Raw genomic sequence first — 24,635 nt, forward strand, 5'->3', positions numbered from 1 at the left:
GCAGCTTTCTTAGCTACTTTCTTGGCAGCTTGAGCTTTCTGGGCCGGAGCCGAAGCGGCTTTCTTCACGGCTTTCTTGGCAGCTTGGGCTTTCTGAGCAGCCGGGGCCGAGGCGCCTTTGGTGGTTTTCTTAGCAGCGGTCTTTACAACCGGAGCAGCGGCTTTGGTTTCAGCGGCGAAACCAGCGGTGGAAGCCAGGCCAAGGGCAGCAGCCAGGGCGAGAACGGACAGCTTTTTCATGCTTAACTCCAGAGATCGTGTTCTAAGTGAGGTGCCGGTTCCTGAGCCAGGGCCGGCTTTCCATGGGGGCGAAGTCTAAGGGCGCCCTTCAACGATCGTCTGTAGCGGGTATGTTTCCCGATGTAACTGAATGTACTACTACGGCATCGGGCTTGGGCCAGCGCAGCGTGAAGCGCGCGCCGCCGAGCGGGCCGTCGCTGTCGACGCTGATGCTGCCATGATGCGCGCGGGCGATGCCGGCGACGATCGCCAGACCCAGGCCATGGCCACCGGTATGGCGGGCGCGGCTCTCGTCCAGACGCACGAACGGCTCGAACACGCGGTCGCGGTCTTCGGCCGGGATGCCCAGGCCGTCGTCCTCGACGCTGAGCACCCAGCCCTGGCGGTCTTCGGCCAACCTGACCTGCACCGTGCTGTGCGCGTAGCGGCGCGCGTTGGTCAACAGGTTGTCGAGCGCGCGGCTGAGCAGGTGCTTGTCGGCCTGGAGGCTCAGCGGCGTGGCCGCGTCGGTGACCAGTACCCAGTCGAGCTCCGGCGCGATCGCGCCGATGTCGCTGAGTCGGCTACGCGCCCACGGCACCGCGTCGAGCTGGCTGAGCGCCAGCGTCATCTCCGGTCGGTCGAGCCGGGCGTGCAGCAGCAATTCCTCGATCAGCGAGTCGATCGCATTCAGATCGCGCTCCATCGCCGCGGTGTCGGTGTTCTCGAGCAGCGCCAGCCGGTAGCGCAGCCGCGCCAGCGGGGTGCGCAACTCGTGCGCCACCGCGTTGGTCAGCGATTTCTTGCTCGCCAAGAGCTCGTTGATGCTGTCAATCATGCGGTTGAAGGCCAGACCCAAACGAGCAACGCCGGAGCGCTCCGCCAGGTTGACACGGGTGTCGAACTGGCCGGCGCCGAGCCGGGTGGCGGCGCGCTCCAGCGCCATCAGGTCGCGCCAGTGCGGTCGCATCCACAGGAACACCGGCAGCGCCAGCGACAGGCCGACGAAGGCGAGCAAGGCGTAGTCGAACCATTTGAGCTGGTGCAGGAAGAACAGGTAGCGCAATGGCCCGGCCACCAGCACGTAGTCGCTGTTCGAGATGCGCTGCAGGAACAGGTAGCTGTCCTCGATCATCACGATGTCGCCGTTGGCGAGCGCCTGGTATGACTCGTCGTCGAGGCTGTACTGCGACAGCGGCTCGACCTTGATGTGGAACGACAGGTCGTTGTCGGCGCGCGCCAGCATCTCGCCCCACATCTGCGGCGGCACGCCCTTCAGCTCGGCCTCGATCAGCGACAGCGAGGTGCGCAGCAGGTCGGACAGGTAACGCTCGCCGACCTTGTCGACCGCCTGCTTGTAGACGGCACCGACCATGATCACCGCGACGATGAAGCAGGTGACCAGCAGCAGATAGAACTGGATGAATAGTTTGCGCATGGATTACCAGCCGGACGGCGAGAACAGGTAGCCCTTGTTGCGCACCGTCTTGATGCGGAACGGCTCGTTCGGGTTGTCGCCGAGCTTCTTGCGCAGCCGCGAGATCGCCACGTCGACGCTGCGGTCGAGGCCGTCGTAGCTGACGCCGCGCAGGGCCTTCAGCAGCGTCTCGCGGCTGAGGATCTCGCCGGCGTGGCTGGCCAACAGCCACAAGAGGTCGAAGTCGGCGGTCGACAGCGTGATCAGCTCTTCTTCCAGCACCACGTCGCGGCTGACCGGGTCGATCGCCAGCTGGCCGAACAAGAGGCGCTGCAGCGAGTTCTTGGCGCTGCTCTGCGGCACCGCCTCGGCTGGCGTGCTCGGCCGGTAGTCGCGCAGCTGGGCGCGCAGGCGCGCCAGCAGCACCGGCGGTGGCGTGGTCTTCAGGATGTAGTCGTTGGCGCCCAGCTCCAGGCCGAGGATCTGGTTCATGTCGCTGTCGAGCGAGGTCAGCATCACGATCGGGCCGTTGAACTGCGGGCGCAGCTCGCGGCACACCGACAGGCCGTCCTTGCCCGGCAGCATGATGTCGAGCAGCACCAGGTCCGGTTTCGCGTCGAGGATGGTCGCCAGCGCGGTGTCGCCGCGCGGTTCGACCTGGACGTCCAGATCGTGGCGCGACAGGAAGTCGGAAATCAGCCCGGCCAGTTCCGGGTCGTCTTCGACAAACACAATGCGGTGACTCATGCGTGGATTCCTTTAGTAGTGCGTGACGCTCAATCGTTCGAGTATCGCCCGTGGCGTCGGCCGGCTCAAGCCGCACCCGCGCCCGCCTTGACGGCAGCGGCCGGCACGGAGGACAATTCTCTGTTTTTATTCAGCGCTTTACGGCCGGCCTCGCCCATCGAGTAATGCGGGTGGCTGTCCACATAACGCTGCACGCCGTTTGTCGATGACCGAATTCTCCGCTATCCGCCCGTCGCGCCGCCTGTCCGTCGCCCCGATGCTCGACTGGACCGACCGCCACTACCGCTACTTCGCCCGCCTGATCAGCCGCCATACCTGGCTCTACTCCGAGATGGTGACCACCGGCGCGATCCTGCACGGCGACGCCGACCGCTTCCTGCGCTTCGACGAGGCCGAGCACCCGCTCGCGCTGCAGCTGGGCGGCTCCGAGCCTGACGACTTGGCGCGCTGCGCGAAGTTGGCCGAACAGTGGGGCTACGACGAGGTCAACCTGAATGTCGGCTGCCCGTCCGAGCGGGTGCAGAAGGGCGCGTTCGGCGCCTGCCTGATGGCCGAACCGGGGCTCGTCGCCGACTGCGTCAAGGCGATGCGCGACGCCTGCTCTATCGACGTGACGGTGAAGCACCGCATCGGCATCGACAGTGTCGAGGACTACGAGTTCGTGCGCGGCTTCGTCGACACGGTCGCCGCGGCCGGCTGCACCACCTTCGTGGTGCACGCCCGCAACGCGATTCTGAAGGGCCTGTCGCCGAAGGAAAACCGCGAGATCCCGCCGCTGCGCTACCACTACGTCTACCGCCTGAAGCAGGAGCGTCCTGAGCTGGAGATCCTGATCAACGGCGGCATCAAGACCTTGGCCGAAACCGATGAGCACCTCGGCGAGATCGACGGCGTGATGATCGGCCGCGAGGCCTACCACAACCCGTACCTGATGGCCGATTTCGACGCGCGCTACTACGGCGACGAGCGTCCGGTGCTCAGCCGCGACGATGTGGTCGAAGCGCTGCTGCCCTACGTCGAGCGCGAGCTGTCCGCCGGGCGCGGCACTCAGCTGCGCCACATTGCCCGCCACATCCTCGGCCTGTACCAGGGCGTGCCTGGTGCGCGGCAGTGGCGCCGGATGCTGTCCGATTCGGCTTTGCTGAAGAACGCCGGCCCGGAGTTGCTGCTCGCCGCGCGCGCCGCGGTCAACGGCGAGACGCGTTAGCCGGGCCATCCGATCGTCGAGGCGAAGCCCGGGTGGCTTCGCCTTTGTATTTCCTCCGTGGCTACTCCCGGTGATCAACTCGAGCCCGGCCGCCGCCGCGAAATGGACGGTGCGGCGCGAGCCGAGCCCGCGAGCCCGAATGAGCGCTGCATGGTGACCAGGCGGTGGGCGGAGGTGAAGGTCGGCGGCTGAGCTGCCCACAAGCCCTCTTGGCGTTGTTGTGCTGCCTTGCCGTACTACTTGTACTTTCTGCGACAGCACGCCTAGCCAAGGTCGCTACGCTGAGTTTTGTGAGCGGCTCTGAGCCTACCTCCGTCTGTTAGAATGCCTGCAGTTCGTGCCGATGGAGCGATGCTTCGCCGGCCTCAATATTGGAGTTTGAAATGTTCGACCGCCTGGTCCTCGCCAGCAACAACGCCGGCAAGCTCAAGGAGTTTTCCGCGCTGTTCGCGCCGCTCGGCATCACGCTGATCCCGCAGGGCGAGCTTGACGTGCCCGAAGCCGACGAGCCGTACTTCACCTTCGTCGAGAACGCGCTGGAGAAGGCCCGCCACGCCAGCCGCCTCACCGGCCTGCCGGCGCTGGCCGACGACTCGGGCATCTGCGTCGAGGCGCTCGGCGGCGCGCCCGGCGTGCTGTCGGCGCGCTTCGCCGGCGAGCCGAAGTCGGACGCGGCCAACAACGCGCTGCTGGTCGAGAAGCTGGCCGGGCAGAGCAACCGCCGCGCCTGGTACACCTGCGTGCTGGTGCTGGTGCGCCACGCCGACGACCCGCAGCCGATCATCGCCGACGGCATCTGGCTCGGCGAAGTGGTCGACGCGCCGCGTGGCGACAACGGCTTCGGCTACGACCCGTACTTCTGGTTGGCCGAACACGGCGCGACCGTCGCCGAGCTCGATCCGCAGCTCAAGAATCGCATCAGCCACCGCGGCCAGGCACTGGCGGCGCTGCTGAAGAAACTCGAAACCTTCGCATGAGCACGATCGCACTGACGCCGATGCTCGGCGGCCTGCGCGAGCTGCCGCCGCTGTCGCTGTACGTGCACGTGCCGTGGTGCGTGCGCAAGTGCCCGTACTGCGACTTCAACTCGCACGAGGTGAAGGGCGGCTTCGACGAGGTCGGCTACGTCGAAGCCCTGTTGACCGACCTGGAAACCGAGCTGCCCAATGTCTGGGGCCGGCCGGTGCGCACCGTGTTCATCGGCGGCGGCACGCCGAGCCTGCTGTCGGCCAGTGCGATGGAGACGCTGATCCAGGGCCTGCGCGCGCGCCTGCGCATCGACCCGGACGCCGAGATCACCCTGGAGGCGAACCCGGGCACCTTCGAGTCGGACAAGTTCAAGGGCTTTCGCGACGCCGGCGTCAACCGGCTGTCGATCGGCATCCAGAGCTTCGAGCCGGCCAAGCTCGCCAGCCTCGGCCGGATCCACAACGGCATTGAGGCGCGCCGCGCGGTCGAGATCGCGCTGACCCACTTCGACAACGTCAATCTCGACCTGATGTACGCCTTGCCGCACCAGACGCTGGAGCAGGCCTTGGCCGACCTCGACACCGCCTTGTCGTACGGCATTACCCACCTGTCGGCCTATCATTTGACCCTGGAGCCGAACACGCTGTTCGCCGCCCAGCCGCCGGCCAACCTGCCCGACGACGAGCTGTCGGCCGACATGCAGGAGGCGATCGAGCAGCGTTTGCTCGACGCGGGTTTCGAGCATTACGAAACGTCGGCGTTCTGCAAGCCGGGCCGGCAGAGCCGCCACAACCTCAACTACTGGCAGTTCGGCGACTACCTCGGCATCGGCGCCGGCGCGCACGCCAAGATCAGCTATCCGGACAGGATCGAGCGCTCGATGCGCTACAAGCAGCCGGCCGCGTACCTGAAGGCGGTGGCCGAAGGAAACCCGACGCAGAGCCGCGGCAAGATCGCCCGCAACGACCTGCCGTTCGAATTCATGATGAACCTGTTGCGCCTGACCGGCGGCTTCAAGTCGCGGCTGTTTGCCGAGCGCACCGGTTTGCCGCTAGTGTTGATCGAACCGGCGCTGCGCGACGCCGAAGCGCAGGGGCTGATCGAGCGCGATCTGACCCATATTCGGCCGACCCTGCACGGGCAGCGCTTCCTCAACGATTTACTGACCTTGTTCCTCAAGGAGTGACCCAAGAAATGGCTAAGACCATCATCCATACCGACAATGCCCCGGCCGCCATCGGCGCCTACTCGCAGGCCGTGAAGGCCGGCAACACCGTCTACCTGTCGGGCCAGATCCCGCTCGACCCGGCGACCATGCAGGTGGTCGAAGGCGGTTTCGCCGCCGAGACCCACCAGGTGTTCAAGAACCTGAAGGCGGTGGTGGAAGCCGCCGGCGGTTCGCTCGACCAGATCGTCAAGCTGAACGCCTACCTGACCGATCTCGGCAACTTTGCCACCTTCAACGAGATCATGGGCCAGTACTTCAGCCAGCCGTACCCGGCCCGTGCCGCGGTCGGCGTGGCCAGCCTGCCGAAGGGCGTGCAGGTGGAAGCCGAAGCGGTGCTGGTGCTCGGCGAATAAGCGGATCCCAGATTCAACGAAGCGCGCCCCGAGGGGCGCGTTTTTTTGCCTGCATGTTAAGGAGAGTGGATGGGGCTGCCCGAGATGAGCTGGCCGTGGCTGGCGATCTTACCGGCCGCCGCGCTGCTGCTGTGGGGGCGCACTCGGCTTCGTGATTCACCGCGAGGCAAGCGCCGGACTCGCTCGGCACACAATTAGAAAAACTGCTCTATACCGATCGCTATCAGTATCACGCCCCCTACTACCGTAGCCTTGTCAGCAATCTTCCACTTGATAAACAGTTCCGCAAGGTGATTTCCCGCCCAAAGGGCAACAAAACTGAGCGCGGCAGATAAGAAGGCCACCAGGAACGCGTTCAGGCCCATCATTCCGGCACTCAAGCCCCCGCCTATGTTGTTTATCGACAGAGCGATGCCAAGGAGAGTCCCTTCCTTGAAATCAATATGTTTCGAATGGTCCCTGTCTGCCTTTTCCGGATTAAGCAGGACGCCCCAGATGTTTTTCGAATTGCCCCGAACAGAATTACGACTGCGCTTCGCTTTCAGGAATGAATCTATAATCATCCACAACCCGAGTGCGACCAGGATCACCATGGCGATCAAGGAGGCGAATTGCGCTCCAAGAGATCCCGTCAACTTGGCGCCCAAGAATGCGGCAAAAAAAGAGATGACAAAGGTAATCGCCGTAATCCAAAGATTTATGGGAAGACTGATCTTTACCCCCCCGATGCTGTAAGCAATCCTTGCTCCGATGTTGTCAACGTTGTTGGCGAGTGCAATCGCAAAAGCATAGAGAAAGTGGTGCATCGCAATGACCCATTATGAAGGTTGTGTCCATTGTGCACGTTCACCCCGACTGTCCAACGAGCGTCGCCGGTTATTGGGCCACGTAGGTACTCAATGCTCCAGAGTCCATTGGCAACAACATCAACGACTTCTCTTGCGACGCCAGTTGACGCTCGATTTCCAGTAGCGCGTGCACCGGGGGAGGGGAAGCCAGAACGCGGCCCAAGACGAAGCTCTGTGCACTGGCGAAGCACACGCTGTCAGGGCAATGCCGGGACGACAGCGTGCGCTTGAGTACTACAGTAGCGTATTCCTAGCGACCGCCGTTGGCCGGACACGGTCTTTCGAGGCGGCAAAAAGTCAATATAGTCAATGAGGGGATTGCAAACGTCATTTCAAAATGCCCCGCAGCTTCTGGCCGATCCGGGACGTTAGGCGGCTGGCCAGAACCGCTCGTAACAAGTGGTTGGGGTCGATTGGACAGGCGGGTGGGTTTGGCGCCGGATTCATTGGCGCTTTTCACCGGCATTTTCCGCGCAGTTGCAGTTCCTGCCCGTAGGCTGCAGTGCCAGCCCCCCGAGAGTGAAAGGGCTGTGTTGAAGGGCAGTGGTGGCAGGACAACCTGCTTCGTTCGGCCAACGTGGGGGAGGGCTGTGGTTGCGCCGGTCCCGCCCGGCGGGGGGGAGGGGCCGGCGCTGCTGCAATGCTCACGACTGCTGCGATCGATCGATGAATCGCATGGCCCGTCGGACGAGACCCGCAACGCTCCTCACGCATCCCGCAACAAACTCGCCAACTCCACCGCCGACTTCACCCCCATCTTCTCCAGCGCCCGCGCCCGGTGCACCTCGACCGTCTTCATGCTGATCGCCAGCTGGTCGGCAATCTGCTTGTTCAGCTGGCCTTTCAGCACCAGCTCCATCACCTGCCGCTCGCGCTCGGTCAGCAGCGCCAGCGACTGGCGCACCCGCTGCTGCTGCTGGTACTGGCGACGCAACGTCGCGTCGTTGGCGAGACATTGCTCGATCCGGGCCAGCAGCACCTCGTCGTCGAACGGCTTCTCCAGGAAGTCGACCGCGCCGAGCTTCAGCGACGCCACCGCCAGTGGCACGTCGGCGTGACCGGTCAGGAAGATCGCCGGCGGGCAGTAGGCGCCGGCCGCCTTCAGCTGCTCGAACAGCAGCAGCCCGCTGATGCCGGACAGCCGCATGTCGAGCACCAGGCAGGCCGCCTCGGCGGCGCGGCCTGAGGCGAGCAGCGCTTCGCCGGAGGCGTAGCCCTCCACCGCCAGGCCCTGCGCCTCGCACAGCCACAGCAGCGATTCGCGCACCGCGTCGTCGTCGTCGACGATGATCACCGGCAATTGTTCGTTCATCGGGGGGACTCCTCATTGGCGGAACTCAAGGGCAGCACGAACCAGAAGCAGCTGCCGCCGCCATCGGCCGGGCGGTAGCCGAAGGCGCCGCGATGGTATTCGACGATAGACCGGCAGATGCTTAGGCCGATGCCCATGCCGTCGATCTTGCTGCTGTAGAACGGTGCGGAGAGCTGCGGCAGCACGCCGTCGGGCAGGCCCGGGCCGTTGTCGATCACCTCGAAGCGCAGCCGCTGGCCGTCGTCCTCGGCGTCGACGCGGATCTCGATCCAGCCGCGGCCGTGGCGCGCCGGGTCCTGCAGCGCATCGGCGGCGTTGTTCAGCAGGTTGAGTAGCACCTGCTCGATCAGCACCGCATCGATGTCGAGCGGCAGGTTGGCCGAAACGCGCCGCGTCACCGCGATCTGCTGCTGGCGCAACCGCGGCCCGACCAGGGTCAGCACCGAGTCGAGCAGCGTCTGCGGCCGGGTCGGCGCCAGCGCCGGCTCGCGCTGGCGCACGAAGCTGCGGATGCCCTGGATCACCTTGCCGGCGCGGCGCGCCTGGTCGGCGATCCGGCCCATCACCTGACCGGCCTGCGTGGGACTCAGCTCGTCGTTTTCCAGCTTGCGCACCGAGCCGGACGCGAAGCTGGCGATCGCCGCCAACGGTTGGTTGATCTCGTGCGCCAGCGTCGACGCGAGCTCGCCCATCGTCAAGAGCCGCGAGGTCGCCTGCACCCGTTCGCTGTGCTCGCGCTCGCGTTCGGCCAAGCGACGGCTCTCGGTGACGTCGGTGAAGATGCTCAGCCAGGCCGGCTCGCCGTCGACCCAGGCGATGCGGCGGCGGTGCAGGTGGTAGAGCCGCTCGCTGCCGTGGAACTGGATGTCGTGCTCGCTGACCGGCGTGTCGCGCAGCCGATCGAGGCTCGGGATCACCAGGCAGAACGGCTCGGAGACGTCCGGGTGGATCGCCGGCAACAGCTCGAGCAGCGCGCGGTTGGCGAACACCAGGGCCTGGCCGTCGGCGGCGGCGACGCCGACCGGTGCATCGAGGCCGTCGAGCACGGTGCGAAAGCGCAGCTCGGTGTCGATGATCGCCTGGCGGCGCCGGTTCATCTCGGTGCGGTCGTAGCAGGTGGCGAGCCAGCCGCCGGTGCTGCCGGCCAGCGGCGCGACGAACAGCCGCACGTCGAACGGCGTGCCGTCGGCGTGCTGCCAGGTCAGCTCGAAGCCGTCGGCCGGCAGCGTGCCGTCGCGCAAGGAGGCGAGCAGGGCCGGCTGTCCGTCCGGCCAGAAGCGGTACGGCGGCTGCTCGCCGAGCAGTTCGGTTTCTCTCAGGCCGGTCATCGCGCAAAACGCGCGGTTGACGCGCACGACCGCCCCGTCCGGCGCCAGCACGAACAGGCCGTTGCGCATCGAGTCCTCGATCTGGGCGCGGAAGGTCACCTCGGCGCGCAGCGCGTCCTCGCTCTCGTGGCGGCGGCGCATGTGCTGGCGGATCTTCCACAGGCTGGCGAGCAGCAGCACGGTCAAGAGCGTGCTGAGGATCGCCAGCAGCGGCAGCGCCACGCCGAGGCTGGTGATGTAGGAGCTGGCGCGCAGCCGCATGCCGCCGTCGGGCGGGGTCAGCTCGATCTCGTGGCTGAGCGTGCCGACCGGTTCGGCCAACGCCGAACGGCTGGCGATCACGTTGTCGCCGAGGTCGACCAGGCTGAGCTGGTACTTCTCGGCGATCCACCAGGGTATCTGGCTCTGCAGCAGCGCGTTCAGCTCGATGCTCAGGCGCAGCGTGCCGCGCGGTGTGCCGTCGGCGGCGATCGCCGGCAGCACCAGGTCGACGAAGCGCTCGTGGCCGTGCCGGTACACCGTGCCGTAGCGCGGCGTGGCCAGTCGCCGTGCGGTGTCGAGCAGCGCCGGGGCTACCGGCAGCCGCTCGCCGACCTGCCACAGCCGCTGGTCGTCGGCGCCCAGCCACTCCACCTGCACCACGTCGTGGTTCTCGCGCATCAGGAAGGCGCCGCGGCGCCGGAATGTCTCGGCATCGAGGCGGTGCTGTTGGATCTCACCGAGCAGCTGGGTACCCCATTCCTGCAGCGAGGTGAAGTGCAGGCGCAGTGCCTGTTCGGACCACAGCACGTCCTGCACCAGGCTGTCGCGCTGGCTGTTCTTCGAGTCCTGCCAGACCAGGTTCGCCAGCTGTACCAGCGCGGCCAGCAGGCCGGCCAGCGCCAGCGCGGCGAGCCACCACAGCCGGCTCGGACGCGGCGTGCTGGGGGAGAAAGAGGGGCGGTGCGGCATCGGCGACATGACAGAGTGGGAATGGCCGGTATCATGCATGGCTGACCGCACGGCGGCATTAGGGAAAACCCGAATGACGGCGTGCCGGCCGGCGTGGTTGGATGGCCTCGGACCTATGCGATGCCAGCCGAACGCCGGCGTCACCGCAGTCTGTTAATGAATTGAAGGAGAGGCGGCCATGCCGCGCAAGCATATCCTACTGGCAGGCCTCGTGACTGTCGCACTGGCGATCGGCGGCGGCTGGGCCTGGTTGTCGGCGCACGTCGAGCGTTCGCCCATCGTGATCAAGTTCAGCCACGTGGTGGCGCCGGACACGCCGAAGGGCCGGGCGGTCGAGTATTTCAAAACGTTGGCCGAACAGCGCAGCCACGGCCGGGTCAAGGTGCTGGTGTACCCGAACAGCCAGCTCTATAAGGACAAGGAGGAGCTCGAGGCGCTGCAGCTCGGTTCGGTGCAGATGCTCGCGCCCAGCCTCGCCAAGTTCGCGCCGCTCGGCGTGAAGGAGTTCGAGGCGTTCGACCTGCCATACCTGTTCGACGACTACGATTCTGTGCACCGTATCACCCAGGGGCGGGTCGGCAAGCTGCTGTTCAGCCGGCTCGAAGCCAAGGGCATCAAGGGCCTGGCTTACTGGGACAACGGTTTCAAGCACTTTTCGGCCAACACGGCTATCCATAGCCCGGCCGACCTGAAGGGGCTGCGCATCCGCATCCAGTCGTCCAAGGTGCTCGACGAGGAGGTGAGCACGCTCGGCGCGGTGCCGCAGGTGCTGGCGTTCGCCGACGTCTACCCGGCGCTGCAGGCCGGCGTGGTCGACGGCACCGAGCTCGAGCCGTCCAACTTCTATACCAGCCACGCCTACCGGGTGCAGAAGCATCTGGCGCTGACCGGGCACGGCTTTCTCGGCTACGCGGTGATCGTCAACAAGAAGTTCTGGGACGGCCTGCCGTCCGAGCTGCGCACCACGCTGGAAGGGGCGCTGCGCGACGCCACCGTCTACGAGAACCGGATCGCCCGTCAGCAGAACGAGCAGGCGCTGGCGGCTGTGCGCGCCGCCGGCACTACCACCGTCTATCAGCCGACCCCGGCCGAGCGCGCCGCGTTCAAGCGGGAGCTGTTGCCGGTGCACGCGCGGATGGCCGACCGGATTGGCCCCGAGCTGTTGCAGCAGATCTACCAGGACACCGGTTTCCACGCCGCGCCGTGAACCGGCCACGCCGCAATCGGATCACACCGCCTAGCGCCCCGCCCGGGGCGTTTTTCATGGTAATTTCATGACAAACCAATCGATTTTGGAGGGCGAGCGATGGCATGGACAAGACGGCTCGGCGGCATGCTGGGCGTGGTACTGGTCGTGACGGCGGGGCCGGCGAGCGCGGCAGCGCAGCGCTGCGTCGACGCGCACGGTGCGGTCAGCTACGTGGCCGACTATTGCCCGACCGGCAGCCGCGCCGAGGCACGCCCGTCCGGCGCGTTCAGCGTGGTCGACCCCGGCGCCGGTCGCGACGAAGCGCTGGTCGACTACCGTCGCGACGTCGCCGCCGCGCCCGGTAAACAGGCCAAGCAGCGCGCCGCGCGCGAGCGCCAAGCCACCGCCGAGGCGCGTAGTCAGGCTGCCCATTGCCGCCAGCTGCAGGGCAAGCTCGCCAGTCTGACGGTTCGGCAAGGCCGGGCGACGAAGGAGTCGCAGCGCCGCCGGCTCGATACCGCCCAGAACCGCTTGCAGCGGCAGCTGGCCGATGCCGGCTGCGCCTGATCGCCGCTAACAAAGTCCTTCCGGCGTTGTTGCCCTGCCTTGCCGTACTTCTCGTACTGTCTACGGCAGGGCGGCGAGCAGAACCGCTTCGCTGGGCTTTGTTAGCGGCTCGACTATGTGTTTTGAGGACCTCCATGACCACCTACCGTTACCGCCTGCTCAACGTGTTCGCCGAACAGCCGTTCGGCGGCAACCCGCTTGCCGTGTTCCCGGACGCGCGCGGCCTCTACGACGCGACGATGCAGCTGATCGCGCGCCAGTTCAACCTGTCCGAAACCGTGTTCGTGTTCCCGAGCGAGCGTGCCGACGCGGCGCTGCGCATCTTCACCCCCAGCTACGAGTTGCCGTTCGCCGGCCACCCGACGCTCGGCAGCGCCGCGGTCCTGCACGGCGAGCGCGGCCTGAAGGATAACTTCGCGTTGGAAACCCGCGCCGGGGTGATCCCGCTGGCGCACGCCGACGGCGTCTACACGCTGTTGGCCAACGCCGCGACGACCCGTCCGGCCGACTTGAGCCGCGTCGCCGCCGCCGAGATGCTGGGTCTTGCCGAGTCGGATGTCGCCCATGACCCGGAGTGGGTCGACACCGGTTCCGAGCAGCTGCTGATCCGGCTGGCGAGCTCGGCGGCGGTGCTGGCGGCGCGTCCCGATCCGCTGCTGTTCAAGCCGCGGGCGATGCTACGCCCCGGTCGCAGCGTGGCCTATATTTGGCACGTGGAAGACAACGTCGCCACCGTGCGCTTGTTCTTCGAACAGCTCGGCGCGGTGATCGAAGACCCGGGCACCGGCTCGGCCTGCGCCAATTTGGGCGGCTGGTGCGCGCTGCAGGGGCTGGCGCCGTTGGCGTGGCGCATCGAGCAGGGCGCGGCGATCAAGCGGCCGAACGTACTGTACCTGTCGGTCGACGCGGCGGGCCAGACCCGGGTCGGCGGCCGGGTGATCGACGTCGCCGACGGCAGTTTCCACCTGCCGGACTGACAGACTAGGAGATTTCACCATGAGCCTCGATCGTTTTGCCGCGCTGTCCGACATCCACGGCAATCTGTGGGCGCTCGACGCGGTCCTGGCCGACGTCGCGGCGCAGGGCATCCGCGACATCGTCAACCTCGGCGACATCCTATCCGGGCCGCTGAAACCACGCGAAACCGCCGAGCGGCTGATGGCGCTCGATCTGCCGACCATCCGCGGCAACCACGAGCGCCAGCTGCTCGCCTGTGCCGACGCGCCGGGCGGCGCGGCCGACCAGTTCGCCTACGAGGCGACCACCGAGGCGCAACGCGCCTGGCTCGCCGCGCTGCCGGCCGGGCTGATGCTCGGCGACGTGCAGCTCAGCCACGGCATCCCCTCCGACGACCTGACGTATCTGCTCGACGAGATCGCCGCTGAACGGCTGGTGCTGGCACGCCCCGAGAAGGTGCGGACCCGACTCGCCGGGCTGGACCCGGCGGCCAGCCTGTTGTTGTGCGGCCACAGTCACCAGCCGCGCATGATGACGCTGGCCGACGGGCCGGTCATCGTCAACCCGGGCAGCGTCGGTCTGCCGGCGTACGACGACGACGACGGCGGTTTTCACCGCTCCGAGACCGGCAGTCCGCACGCCAGCTACGCGGTGTGCGAACGCACCGCGCATGGCTGGAGCATCGCCTTGCATCGGGTCGCCTACGACTGGCGCGCCGCGGTCGACTGCGCCCTCGCCAACGGCAGCGACGACTGGGCGCGCTGGCTGGCCAGCGGCTATGCCTGAGCGTTGTGCAGGCTATTGACGCTGCCGGCGCTTGCTTGCATGCTTGCGCGTGCAGTCTAGAGCTGCTACTTAAAACATACGTTCCACCACGAGGGAGAGTTCACGATGCAGAAGCTGAAAATGGTCGCCGCCGCCGCGCTGCTAGCCGGCTTTGCCGCTCATGCCTTTGCCGAGACCGCGTCCGGCACCTGGAAGACTATCGACGACGAGACCAAGCAGGCCAAGGCGCTGGTGCAGATCAGCGAAAACGGCAGCGGCGAGCTGTCGGGCAAGATCGTCAAGCTGTTCGCCAACCCGGACGTGCTGTGCAGCAAGTGCGAGGGCGAGCGCAAGGACAAGCCGGTCAACGGCATGAACATCCTGTGGGGCCTGAAGAAGGACGGCGACGGCTGGGAAGGCGGCAAGATCCTCGATCCGAAATCGGGCAAGGTCTACAGCGCCAAGATGAAGCTGGTCGACGGCGGCAAGAAGCTGGAAGTGCGCGGCTTCCTCGGCGTGTCGCTGCTGGGCCGCACCCAGGTGTGGGAACGCCAGTAAGAACTGTTCGGCCAACCTTGTCGGGATTGGTCTCAAGGATGAGAAGGCGGACGCTGCGGCGTCCGTTTTTGTTTTTGGAGGTTAGGAGTGCTTGTAGGTACGGTTCGCGAGATCTGGGACCTTGTCGGTCTCGCCCGACAGGCGAGGTACTTTCTTTTGTCTCGCCAAAAGAAAGTACCCAAAGAAAAGGCGACCCCGATGCGCTACTGTTTGGATCTATTAACCCTCTCTGTCAAAATGACCACAACATTGATAGAAAGGGCATTTCATGCCACAACAAAAAGCCTATTCCTACATCCGCATGTCGTCCGAGCAACAGACGCATGGCGACAGTGAACGGCGGCAGCTGGAACTGTCCATAAGCTATGCCAAAACCCACGATCTTGATCTGTGCACCGATTCCTTCAAAGATCTTGGGGTTTCTGCTTTCTATGCTGACAACGCCAAAACCGGTAACCTACGGCGCTTCATTGATGCCGTGAAGATTGGCAAAATTCCGGCAAATGCCTATCTGCTGGTCGAATCTCTGGATCGGCTGTCCCGAGCCGATATCTTCACGGCACTCGCGCTGTTCCAGGAAATCTTGGAGCTAGGGGTAACCATTGTCACCCTGGCCGATCAGCAGACGTATTCTTCGCAGTCCATCAGCGATACCCCCTATCAACTGATCATGAGCCTACTAGTCATGATCCGGGCGCACGAAGAGTCTGAGATCAAAAGCCAGCGTTCGAAAGCCGTGTGGCAGGCCAAGCGGACACAGGCGCCCGTCACCAAGATGAGCAGCAAATGCCCGCTTTGGCTCAAGCTCAGTGCCGAGCGTGATGAGTTTGAGCCGATCGAAGAGCGGGTCCAGGTGATCCAGCAGATTTATCAGTGGGCGGTCGAGGGGTATGGGGCAGACGCGGTAGTCCGCAAACTGAACGAGCTGAAAACCCCGACCTGGGGTCGAACCAAGACGTGGCACAAGTCTTACATCCAGAAGCTCTGGGCCAACCGGGCTGTTCTAGGGGAGATGACCCCCACAATCTTGAAGGACAACCAACGCATCCAGTTGCCCTCCATTGAGGACTACTACCCAGCGATCATCACCCTGGCACTGTTCAACGCGGTACAAGACTCGTTGAAGCCAAGACGCTTCAAAGGTGGACGGCGAGGCGTTCATGTCGCGAACTTGTTCTCTGGCACAGTTCGGTGTGGCTATTGCAAGGGCAGTGCTTCACTGCGAGATCGCGGCAGCATGAATCGCAAATATCTGGTCTGCGACAGCGCACGTCGGGGGCTAGGTTGCAATGTGGGCAGTGGTTTTCCTTATGCCGACTTGGAACAGACGTTCTTCCACTTCGCCCATGAGGTTGGCCTAGCCTCATTGCTCGCCCAAGAGCAAGACGACAATGAACTGAAGGTACTGGGTGAGCAACTGATCGCGTTACGCGCTCAGCGACAAGATCAGCAGAGGAAGATAGAAACATGGATGAGTGCGATTGAAGACGAGGTCAGCAGCAGCCCACCTAGAGCCATTATTGAACGGATTACCATCTTGGAGACCGATGTTGCACATTTGACGGAAGCGATTGATCTGCTGGAGGCGAAGCAAGCTGAGCTCACCCGAGCCCCAGAACGCATTCGCACCAATGCAACCGAGTCATTGAGTTTGATCGCCCAATTACAGGATCTGGAAGGCGATCAAAAAGGAACAGTGCGATCCAGCCTGCAACAACGCATTCGCGAACTGGTCGAGCAGATCGTCATCTACCCCAAAGGGAGTGAGCCTTTCAGGGCAAGTCAACAGGCAAAAATGGCCACATTTCTACAAGAGAATGAACCGGATGTGGGACTACGTGAGCGATTGCTAAACTACCAATCACAGAAATATCTCGACAAATCAAAATCTTATGGAGTTATATTCAAGTCTGGCCGAGTAGTGACCATTGTTCTTGATCCGACCAGTTCACATGGCTATAAGCACAAATTTGACAATGCGATGACTTATGATGAAATGCTAAATGAAGAACCCTCTGCATTTTTTCCTTGGATTGAAAAATCATTCGGCGATACAGAGATGTTAAGCGAGTAATCGGCTGCAGACTGAGAGCTAGAGCTGAACTGGAAACTGTGCACCATCAAGAACATTAGCATTGATTTTCTTTGTGCGGCTTACTATTTTCATAGCTCTTCAGTTGCATTGATGGAGGTACGCGTGTCTAACAAGAAAACCACTCAACCTGTAGCAGCTACAGCTGCTTCAAAGACCTTGCAAAGCAATTCTGAGAATTAGCGCCTGCAGCCCGAATTGGCCAGTGAGCGAGCTATGAAGGAACTGCTGCAAGAGAACGTCCAGGACCTACGACGGGCGATGCTGCTACTGGAGCACAAGTCTCAAGATGAGACACCGGATGATACAGTGAAGCAGTCAAAGAAACAGCGCAAGAAGTCCAAGCTTCTCAGTTAGATTGGAGCGGAGATGGGACTCATCGATCTAGTGGAAATCGGGCTGGTTATTCTGACCATGTTACTGATCACGGTTTGGTACTACGTCAGTAGATTTACGCTGGCTGCCAAACTAGTGCTAATCAATATGGATGACGCAAGGATGCGACTAGAAGACATTCAATCGTCTCTAAATGACTTAAAAAAGAGAACTGAGTCTCTAGAAGGAACTCTTTACTCTATTGAGTCTTATGCGGGCGCAGCGATGGCAGAGTGGGATTCACTTAACGAATCAGTTACCGACCCGAAGCATGGGCGCAGATTACCATAGCGCTTTAGCTCAGGCAAAAACGAATAAGAAATTGCAAAAAGCGGTTCACTGTTTCTTCGTATTTTAGGAAGTGCGCGTAGGTAGCTACGTTGTAAAAAGCCCACCCCCTGAAAGGGGTCGGGCTTTGTCATTTGCACAAATCCGTTGCGCTACTGGTACTGCTGAATCCGCTCTTTCAGCTCACGAATCCGAAACTCGTACATCTTCGCTCTGAGAGATGGATCCTGTTCGCGGTCTTTTGCTTTGACCCAGGCGCGTTGTTCCGCCCGAAGCTGGATGTAAGCTTCTTCTGGCAGCGTATGTCTTACCTCTTTCCAGACCGCATTGATTTCATCATCCAGCGCCTTCAAGGTGGCCATCTCTGGCATGGTGGACTGCGTTCCAGACTCTGCTACAGCGGTCTCCGCTTGGGGCACAGGTACGGCTTCAGGCGCCTTGTCAGTCGTCATCACTGGACGTTGTACCTTCGGCTGGGGCTCTTCGGGCACTGGTTCCGAGTGCACCGGTTCAACGACTCGTTCGCTGGTCGGAACGGTTTTGGCTCGGCTGGATTTGGGTTCATTGTTGTGGAGCATCACGCCAATCACGATGCCCCAGACGATCGCTAGAACGACCACCCAGAACAGTGCGGGCTTAATGATCCCACGCCAGAGGAACTGGCCTAGGGTGATGCGGCCCGAGGTCCAGGCGGTGAACTGTAGAGCGGTGTTGATGAAGAAGATTCTGGCTAGCACATTGCCACTCATGGCGGTTCCTTGTAGAGAAGATAGTTATTCAAATTAGCATATTTTATGCTAAATTAATATTGCAAACAATGCCTTCTCAACGGAAATCAGAAACCGCTATCAATGTATTAGTCACATGGGAAGAGATTCTCATGGGGCAATAAAAAAAGAGGGGTAGGTTAATAATGAGATATGTTTTTAAAAGAAATAGTTCCATTGGTGCAATGGATGCAGAGTCTGATGAACGATTTCTGAGAGACTGCTTTTTTGATACTGGTGATCTAGATGTACTTTTAGATTGCAATGATCCGAAAAGACTCGTTATTGGACGAGTTGGGGCGGGCAAAAGCGCGCTATTATCAAGACTAAAAGAAACTTCAGAGAATGCAATAGAGATCAAGGCTGAAGAGCTATCGCTTAATTTTGTTTCCAACTCTGACATTATTCAATTTTTCGAAACAGCCGGCGTCAAGCTGGACTTGTTTTATCAATTACTATGGAAGCATGTTTTTGTAGTTGAATTATTGAAAAAGAAGTACAGAATATCTCAAAAAGACCCGTCAGGATTCCTTAACAATCTGTTGGGCATATTCGAGCGCGATGAAGCGAAAAAGAAAGCAATCGATTATATGCAGTCATGGGGGAGTCAGTTTTGGCAAGACACAGAAATGCGCGTCAAAGAGTTCACGAGCAAGCTAGAGAGTAAACTTACTTCAAGCATTGGATCTAGTGCTCAATCTTTCTCTTTAAACCTTGCTGGGGCAAAAGCCCTTAATGAAGAGGTTAAGGCAGAAATTGTTCATAAAGCACAAACAATAGTCAATCAAAACCAAGTCCGTGAGCTCGGTGAAATCGTTTCACTTTTAGCAGATGAGATATTTACTGATCAAAAACATAGATATTACATTGTGATTGATCGACTTGACGAGTCCTGGGTGGATGAGAAAATCAGATTGAAGCTGATAAGGGCATTGATTGAGACGGTAAAATCATTTCAGCGAGTTCGTCCAGTAAAAATAATTGTTTCTTTGCGGGAGGATTTACTGAGAAGAGTTTTTGACCAAACAAGAGATGCGGGATTTCAAGAGGAAAAGTATGAGTCATTATTCTTGAACTTGAGGTGGAAGCCGCACCAACTAAAACAGTTGCTTGATCTGCGCATCGAAAAACTAATACGGGAACAGTACACTCAAAAGAAAGTAACATTCGATGAGGCATTTCGTGGTAGCGTGAGAGGTGAAACTGCTATCGATTATGTCATCCAGAGGACGCTGAATAGGCCTAGAGATGTTATTGCTTTTGTTAACTGCTGCATTGAACTCTGTGAAGGAAAAGAGTATGTGTCACCTTCAATAGTACAAGATGCAGAAAAAAAATACTCTAATGGTCGACTAAGGTCTTTAGCTGATGAGTGGAGTGCTGCATATCCAAACTTCTACGACTACCTGTCAATACTAAGAAGTAGACAGCCAAGTTTTAAATTCACCGAGATAACAAAAAATCAGCTAGAGAATGAAATCACTGAGAGCTGGATTGACCTACAAAGCGATGACCCACTTTCAGCGTTAATAACTGATTATGTGGATGGCAAAAAAAGTCAGAGCGCATTATTAATAAAACTACTCTGCATTTTATACACAACATCTGCAATTGGAATTAAGCCACAGGCAACAGATAAAGTTAGTTGGTCATACCTTGACGACAGAGGTGTGTCGGAAGGTCAATACAAAGGTAGCTCATCGATTCACATACATAAAATGCTATGGAAAGCTTTAGATATAGTTATTCCAGCAAGGTCAGAGAAGCAAAAAATAAAAGTGGAATAAGGTTTAAAAAACCCCACACTTGTGTGGGGTTTTTTAAATATATAGTGCAAAGAGTGATTAGATCGCCAGATCTTCTAGTGACTTGCCCGTATCCAACAGTCGTTGTACCCAGAGCGGCTTACGGCCACGGCCGGACCAATTTTGAGTCGCATCAGCCGGGTTGCGGTACTTTGCTTCAACCGGGGCACGCTCTTTCTTAGCCTTGCCCAGCACTTCATCTGCACTCAGGCCATAGGTCTTGATCAGATCCATGATCTGCCGCTTGGCCTTGGCCTTCTCTTCGCTCTCGCGGGACTTCAGCTCACGCTCAACATCGTTTTTCAGAGCGATCAGCTGCGGGTAGTCCAGACTTTTGAGGTCCATGTGTTTTCCTTGGTAAGAAAGTCGGTGGTAATCGATCATGTGGCGGTCAGTAACGCTGACGCTTCTATGTTATGTGTCTGATCTGATTAGGCAATCATGAGAGATCTGAGCCTTCGTGAGTCGCGAAGCAGTTATCATGCCAACGTTCGCTGCCCAGATAGTTCATCTCGTCAGGCTTTTGTAAGCCTGTAAAGCCACCGATGATACGATGAACCAGAAGCAAATTCTCAACCAGATTGTTCTCGCGCTGAATATCGTTCATTGTTAGGGCCTTGCCTCACGAATTTTGTATGCTAAGAGGGCACGTTTCACGCTACTGGTGCCAATACCAAAGAACTCAGCCGTCGTCTTGATGCTGGCTTGATTCGCAGCACGCCAAGCCACCACCTCAGCATCATCGATGGCTTTCTTCCTGCCACACACCTTACCTTCCGCCTTGGCTCTGACTATTCCAGCCATCTGACGTTCTTTGATGTTTGCTTTTTCTAGTTCAGCCACTGCCGCCAGCATAGTCAACATCGCTTTCCCGATTGGGGTCGACAGATCGAAACCTTCTCGCAAGCTGATGATGTGGACCCCTTTATCGGTCAACGCATTGACTGTACTGAGAACATCGATCGTATCCCGCCCTAGACGGTCCACAGCAGCCACTATCAGCATATCTTCGTCTCGAAGGTAGTCTTGATACATCGATTTGAAAGCAGTCCGTTCTAGAGCCTTTACGCTGCCGGAAACGCCTTCATCCGCATACCATCTGTCCACCTTGTAGCGTTCCTCGATGGCTTTCTTCTGATTCTCTGTTGTCTGGTCGTCGGTGCTGACTCTCAGATAGCCAATCACTGCCATGCTGGCCTCACTGTCTGGTTCATTTACGTTGGACCAAATTATTTCATGGACCAAATTTGAAATCAACAGCAATGGTCCACCAAGCAACGATGAAGAGCTGAGATGGACCAAAAGGTGAACCTTTTGGACAAAGTTGGCTGTACCATGTTCCAATCAATCTACTCGCCTGCGAAGTTATGAAGCACGCCGTATATTTAATCACCATCCGCCGGAGCTGACATGCTGCAAAAGTTTATACATGGCATTTCTTTGAAAAACTTTCGAGGCATTGGGTCAAGTGAACAAGTTATTAGCCAATTTGGCAACATCAATATATTCATTGGCCCCAACAATGCCGGCAAGTCGTGCATCCTGATTTTCATTGCCAAGTACCTACGTGACTGCATTTCTTTTAGCAAAAAAAGGCCGACAGGATCAAGGTCTAATTTTAATATCGACCCATTAGACTTGCACCTTGGTGCCTCATTGTATCAAACCTCATTTTCCATTGGCATCCCTTCACATCTTTTTGAATTTCCTTCGTTAAAGGATTATAAAACTAATCGTAATTCGTCAGCTATTCTTGATTATATCAAGATAGTATTATCAGCCATTGAAAGGGATGACCTTGTTTGGATTGACCTTGATCCAGTACAAGGCTTAGTTAAGCTTCGCTACGCTGATGAGTCCGCATTAATTAATAAGTTAGCACCACAACAGTGGCAACATATTTGGGCGGCCTTAACACGTCTCGGAGATGGGGACTTGAGGGAACACTGGATACCTGGCACGTTAAGCGCACTTCTAAACCATACAGAACTTAATATTCCTAGTGTTGTTTTGATACCTGCAATAAGGGAAGTCGGACAAAAAGGCGAGGAATTTGACGATTATAGCGGCAAGGGGGTAATTGATAAACTTGCGGAGTTACAAAACCCGAAATTTACCGAGCTTTGGAAAAGAGATACCTTTGAAAAAATCAACCAGTTCCTTAGGGCGGTGACAGATAACGAGTCGGCAAGAATAGAAATACCACATGATCGCGAGCATATTCTTGTTCATATGAGTGATAAGGTATTGCCTCTTTCCTCATTAGGGACGGGTATTCATGAAGTCATCATGATGGCTGCATTCTGTACTTTAACAAGTAACAGTGTAGTGTGTATCGAAGAGCCAGAGATTCACCTTCACCCATTATTACAACGGAAGTTCATGAGGTATTTGATTGACAATACTTCAAATCAATATTTCATCGCTACTCATTCGGCTTCTTTTATTGATGGATTTAATGCGCAGATCTTCCATGTAACGAATCATGATGGTGAGACAAAGGTTAGTCACGCACCAACATCGGCTCTAAAACATGGGATCTGCAGGGACTTAGGATATCGCGCATCGGACATTCTGCAGTCCAATGCGATTATTTGGGTCGAGGGTCCCTCTGATAGAATTTACGTACGACATTGGATTTCATGTATAGACTCTGATCTAGTAGAGGGAATTCATTACTCGATTATGTTCTATGGTGGAAGATTATTAAGTCATTTAAGCGCTGAAGATCCTGACGTTACTGAGTTCATTTCACTTCGTAGAATCAACAGGAATGCTGTAATCTTAATCGATAGTGATAAGTCCAGCGCTCAAAAGCCTCTCAATGGAACCAAAAAGAGAGTCATCGAAGAGTTTGACAAGGGGCCTGGCTTCGCATGGGTAACAGCAGGAAGAGAGATAGAAAATTATGTTGACCAAGCAACGATGGAAGTAGCATTAGCTACTGTTTATGACGGAAGATACTCTAAACAGTTAGCCACGGGAAAGTATGAGCATGTACTTCCCTTTGTGGATGGCAAAGGGAAAGTACATGATAATGTCGACAAAGTTAAGATCGCTAGAGAAGTGGAGAAATCAAAAGCACAATTAGACTGCTTCGACCTTGATAAGCAAATCAAGCAACTGGTAAAGTTTGTTCATGAAGCGAATGGCTGATCGGAAAGATTACATCCATTCGTTAGATAAAAAAAAGTAAAGCCCCATTTGGGGCTTTACTTTTAACAATGAAGGGAGAGCTACTTCAGCCTGGTGCAGCCAAGATAGGCGGGGCCTCTATTATGAAACAAAAAACCACTGTATTTCTGTCTTAAGCCGGCTGCATCTACAACTGCTTCTATCTCTGAAAATTTAGCTTTTGCTCTATTATATCGCTGCTGACCGGCTTGATCATCACAGTGCACTTGTTCATCCAAGTCGACACCAAGTGCCGAGAACTCGGACATCAGGGTTTGTATTTTTACTTCTGCTTCTTTAGTAAGTTGAATCTGGCTAACAGAAGCCTTCTCTCGCCCCAGTTCTGCAGCGGCAACAGTAATATCATTATACCGTTGTTTCAGTGTACTAACCTGACCTTGGTATTTCTCTATCTCTTGATTAAGAATGTATTCTTTCTTATCAAGATCTAAGGTACGTTTATTAAGGTCTGTTAGTTGCTCTGACTTATATCGCTCAAAATTTATTTTCTGCTCTGCAACGGATTTTAACTGACCTGATAGGTCGTCTCTTTGTTGCAAAAGAGCCTTATATTCATTAAAGAACCATACCAGCAAGACACTACCTAAAACTACTAGAATAATGAATGATGTGTATGATTTTCTAAAAAGAGATATGATTGTCTTTATGTCGATCATTTTTCAGCATCAAGGATTTAATATTGGCAGGGTACTTCATAACAGTTACGTTTCTTTAGACAATACCTACCCTTAACAAGGTGCAGTTATGCGATCCTTGTTTGGTGCTCTCATCTTCAACGATAGTTCCGTAGCTAGGATGACTAACACGCACCGACAAGCTCGATAGGAAAAATGAAGTCCACATGCTTATGCAAAGGGACACCCCACCATGGGTGGGGGTAGATGAAGGCGGGGAGTACAAATTGTTGAGTTTCATTTTTCGTGAGTACTTATGAAAAATTACAAAGATTAATTAGTGCTGAATTCGGTTCTTTATTTATATAGCCAGCCCAGCGATTACATTCTTCAAGGGCTTCTACAGGTTTAATAAATTTACGGCGCCCCTCGATCCAACGTAGCCCATTTAGACTGCTTTCAAATTTTTTCTCGACCTCTTTCTTGCTACGCCCGTCAGGTATTTCTATTGCAAAGTTTAGGTGCAAACGTTGCCCTGAAGTTTCGCCTTCTAGAGAGCAAAGCACTTTCACTTTCTTATGAAATCGTTGATAGGCTTTGCCAAAGACTGCACGGTTTAGCCGCTTAAGAATCTCTTCGGCGAGCCTTTCGCATTCCAATCTGGTAATTGGTTCCCAAATCGACCCGTACAAACGGATACCCTGTTTTAGGGTAAGAACTACTGCTAGATGGTTGCCAGTGGAGGCAGAGGCGAGAAACTGCTGGACAAGAAAGTGAGCAACGGATTGCTCATGCTGGTATTCAATATAATCCATGGAAGTACCTTTAGTGTGTTGAACAAATCTAGGTACTTTCAGTGGATGACGTGAGTACCAGCCTTTACTT

26 protein-coding genes are annotated in these 24,635 nt (G+C 57.8%); 14 read left to right on the forward strand and 12 right to left on the reverse strand.

Features of this window, described 5'->3' with window-relative positions:
- The 3 genes from ACZ2IA_RS16845 to rstA all read right to left on the reverse strand — a co-directional run.
- Window positions 1-239, reverse strand: a 239-nt coding sequence (locus tag ACZ2IA_RS16845) for a hypothetical protein (protein WP_470293750.1), incomplete at its 3' end; no start/stop codon positions are given.
- Between the two features lie 88 nt (window positions 240-327).
- On the reverse strand, window positions 328-1,656 hold the full coding sequence (rstB, locus tag ACZ2IA_RS16850) for a two-component system sensor histidine kinase RstB (RefSeq protein ID WP_470293751.1): 1,329 nt from the start codon (window positions 1,654-1,656) through the stop codon (window positions 328-330).
- Between the two features lie 3 nt (window positions 1,657-1,659).
- Window positions 1,660-2,382: a two-component system response regulator RstA gene (rstA, locus tag ACZ2IA_RS16855; protein ID WP_470293752.1), complete on the reverse strand. Its 723-nt coding sequence runs from the start codon at window positions 2,380-2,382 to the stop codon at window positions 1,660-1,662.
- Window positions 2,383-2,587: 205 nt separating this feature from the next.
- Here rstA and dusA point away from each other — a divergent pair, with 205 nt between their 5' ends.
- The 4 genes from dusA (at window position 2,588) to ACZ2IA_RS16875 (ending at window position 6,139) form a co-directional block, all read left to right on the forward strand.
- Window positions 2,588-3,589 (forward strand): tRNA dihydrouridine(20/20a) synthase DusA, encoded by a 1,002-nt coding sequence (gene dusA / locus ACZ2IA_RS16860; RefSeq protein WP_470293753.1) that lies wholly within the window; start codon window positions 2,588-2,590, stop codon window positions 3,587-3,589.
- A gap of 383 nt (window positions 3,590-3,972) precedes the next feature.
- Complete coding sequence (gene rdgB / locus ACZ2IA_RS16865; protein WP_470293754.1) at window positions 3,973-4,566, forward strand: RdgB/HAM1 family non-canonical purine NTP pyrophosphatase; 594 nt, start codon at window positions 3,973-3,975, stop codon at window positions 4,564-4,566.
- Entirely contained in the window at window positions 4,563-5,744 is a 1,182-nt protein-coding gene (hemW, locus tag ACZ2IA_RS16870; protein WP_470293755.1) for a radical SAM family heme chaperone HemW, read from the forward strand. The genes rdgB and hemW overlap by 4 nt, the downstream gene beginning before the upstream one ends.
- Window positions 5,745-5,752: 8 nt before the next feature.
- The gene (locus ACZ2IA_RS16875) at window positions 5,753-6,139 is read left to right on the forward strand and encodes a RidA family protein (protein ID WP_470293756.1); all 387 of its coding nucleotides are present in this window, start codon (window positions 5,753-5,755) and stop codon (window positions 6,137-6,139) included.
- A 194-nt stretch (window positions 6,140-6,333) separates the two neighbouring features.
- Here ACZ2IA_RS16875 and ACZ2IA_RS16880 read toward each other — a convergent pair whose 3' ends face one another.
- From ACZ2IA_RS16880 to ACZ2IA_RS16890, 3 genes are all read right to left on the reverse strand, one after another.
- A complete protein-coding gene (locus tag ACZ2IA_RS16880) occupies window positions 6,334-6,945 on the reverse strand; it encodes a manganese efflux pump (RefSeq protein ID WP_470293757.1) in 612 nt (203 codons plus the stop codon).
- Between the two features lie 748 nt (window positions 6,946-7,693).
- Window positions 7,694-8,299 carry a response regulator transcription factor gene (locus ACZ2IA_RS16885; protein ID WP_470293758.1) on the reverse strand — a complete coding sequence of 202 codons (606 nt, stop codon included), beginning with the start codon at window positions 8,297-8,299 and terminating at the stop codon, window positions 7,694-7,696.
- Complete coding sequence (locus ACZ2IA_RS16890) at window positions 8,296-10,587, reverse strand: ATP-binding protein (protein ID WP_470293759.1); 2,292 nt, start codon at window positions 10,585-10,587, stop codon at window positions 8,296-8,298. The genes ACZ2IA_RS16885 and ACZ2IA_RS16890 overlap by 4 nt, the downstream gene beginning before the upstream one ends.
- A gap of 169 nt (window positions 10,588-10,756) precedes the next feature.
- Between ACZ2IA_RS16890 and ACZ2IA_RS16895 the strand changes: the two genes are divergently transcribed.
- From ACZ2IA_RS16895 to ACZ2IA_RS16930, 8 genes are all read left to right on the forward strand, one after another.
- Window positions 10,757-11,785, forward strand: coding sequence for a TRAP transporter substrate-binding protein (locus ACZ2IA_RS16895; protein WP_470293760.1), 1,029 nt, complete (start codon window positions 10,757-10,759; stop codon window positions 11,783-11,785).
- A 99-nt stretch (window positions 11,786-11,884) separates the two neighbouring features.
- Window positions 11,885-12,334, forward strand: coding sequence for a hypothetical protein (locus ACZ2IA_RS16900; protein ID WP_470293761.1), 450 nt, complete (start codon window positions 11,885-11,887; stop codon window positions 12,332-12,334).
- A 134-nt stretch (window positions 12,335-12,468) separates the two neighbouring features.
- Window positions 12,469-13,311 (forward strand): PhzF family phenazine biosynthesis protein, encoded by an 843-nt coding sequence (locus ACZ2IA_RS16905; RefSeq protein WP_470293762.1) that lies wholly within the window; start codon window positions 12,469-12,471, stop codon window positions 13,309-13,311.
- Between the two features lie 19 nt (window positions 13,312-13,330).
- Entirely contained in the window at window positions 13,331-14,077 is a 747-nt protein-coding gene (locus ACZ2IA_RS16910; protein WP_470293763.1) for a metallophosphoesterase family protein, read from the forward strand.
- A 105-nt stretch (window positions 14,078-14,182) separates the two neighbouring features.
- Window positions 14,183-14,614, forward strand: coding sequence for a DUF2147 domain-containing protein (locus ACZ2IA_RS16915; RefSeq protein WP_470293764.1), 432 nt, complete (start codon window positions 14,183-14,185; stop codon window positions 14,612-14,614).
- 268 nt (window positions 14,615-14,882) lie between these two features.
- Window positions 14,883-16,688: a recombinase family protein gene (locus tag ACZ2IA_RS16920; protein ID WP_470293765.1), complete on the forward strand. Its 1,806-nt coding sequence runs from the start codon at window positions 14,883-14,885 to the stop codon at window positions 16,686-16,688.
- A 234-nt stretch (window positions 16,689-16,922) separates the two neighbouring features.
- Entirely contained in the window at window positions 16,923-17,063 is a 141-nt protein-coding gene (locus ACZ2IA_RS16925; protein ID WP_470293766.1) for a hypothetical protein, read from the forward strand.
- Between the two features lie 12 nt (window positions 17,064-17,075).
- A complete protein-coding gene (locus ACZ2IA_RS16930) occupies window positions 17,076-17,372 on the forward strand; it encodes a hypothetical protein (RefSeq protein ID WP_470293767.1) in 297 nt (98 codons plus the stop codon).
- 149 nt (window positions 17,373-17,521) lie between these two features.
- Here ACZ2IA_RS16930 and ACZ2IA_RS16935 read toward each other — a convergent pair whose 3' ends face one another.
- The gene (locus ACZ2IA_RS16935) at window positions 17,522-18,118 is read right to left on the reverse strand and encodes a lysozyme inhibitor LprI family protein (protein ID WP_470293768.1); all 597 of its coding nucleotides are present in this window, start codon (window positions 18,116-18,118) and stop codon (window positions 17,522-17,524) included.
- Window positions 18,119-18,282: 164 nt separating this feature from the next.
- Here ACZ2IA_RS16935 and ACZ2IA_RS16940 point away from each other — a divergent pair, with 164 nt between their 5' ends.
- Entirely contained in the window at window positions 18,283-19,923 is a 1,641-nt protein-coding gene (locus ACZ2IA_RS16940; RefSeq protein ID WP_470293769.1) for a P-loop ATPase, Sll1717 family, read from the forward strand.
- A gap of 57 nt (window positions 19,924-19,980) precedes the next feature.
- Here the strand turns inward: ACZ2IA_RS16940 and ACZ2IA_RS16945 are convergent, their stop codons facing one another.
- The 3 genes from ACZ2IA_RS16945 to ACZ2IA_RS16955 form a co-directional block, all read right to left on the reverse strand.
- The gene (locus ACZ2IA_RS16945) at window positions 19,981-20,286 is read right to left on the reverse strand and encodes an H-NS histone family protein (RefSeq protein WP_470293770.1); all 306 of its coding nucleotides are present in this window, start codon (window positions 20,284-20,286) and stop codon (window positions 19,981-19,983) included.
- A 94-nt stretch (window positions 20,287-20,380) separates the two neighbouring features.
- The gene (locus ACZ2IA_RS16950) at window positions 20,381-20,548 is read right to left on the reverse strand and encodes a hypothetical protein (protein ID WP_470293771.1); all 168 of its coding nucleotides are present in this window, start codon (window positions 20,546-20,548) and stop codon (window positions 20,381-20,383) included.
- Between the two features lie 2 nt (window positions 20,549-20,550).
- Entirely contained in the window at window positions 20,551-21,285 is a 735-nt protein-coding gene (locus ACZ2IA_RS16955; protein ID WP_470293772.1) for a recombinase family protein, read from the reverse strand.
- Between the two features lie 66 nt (window positions 21,286-21,351).
- Here ACZ2IA_RS16955 and ACZ2IA_RS16960 point away from each other — a divergent pair, with 66 nt between their 5' ends.
- Window positions 21,352-23,097, forward strand: coding sequence for an ATP-dependent nuclease (locus ACZ2IA_RS16960; protein WP_470293773.1), 1,746 nt, complete (start codon window positions 21,352-21,354; stop codon window positions 23,095-23,097).
- Window positions 23,098-23,177: 80 nt separating this feature from the next.
- Here ACZ2IA_RS16960 and ACZ2IA_RS16965 read toward each other — a convergent pair whose 3' ends face one another.
- Both ACZ2IA_RS16965 and ACZ2IA_RS16970 read right to left on the reverse strand, forming a co-directional pair.
- Window positions 23,178-23,792, reverse strand: a complete 615-nt coding sequence (locus tag ACZ2IA_RS16965) for a hypothetical protein (RefSeq protein WP_470293774.1) — start codon at window positions 23,790-23,792, stop codon at window positions 23,178-23,180.
- Between the two features lie 272 nt (window positions 23,793-24,064).
- Complete coding sequence (locus tag ACZ2IA_RS16970) at window positions 24,065-24,565, reverse strand: hypothetical protein (RefSeq protein ID WP_470293775.1); 501 nt, start codon at window positions 24,563-24,565, stop codon at window positions 24,065-24,067.
- Between the last annotated feature and the right edge of the window lie 70 nt (window positions 24,566-24,635).

Source organism: Crenobacter sp. CS_VA4, assembly GCF_055597485.1.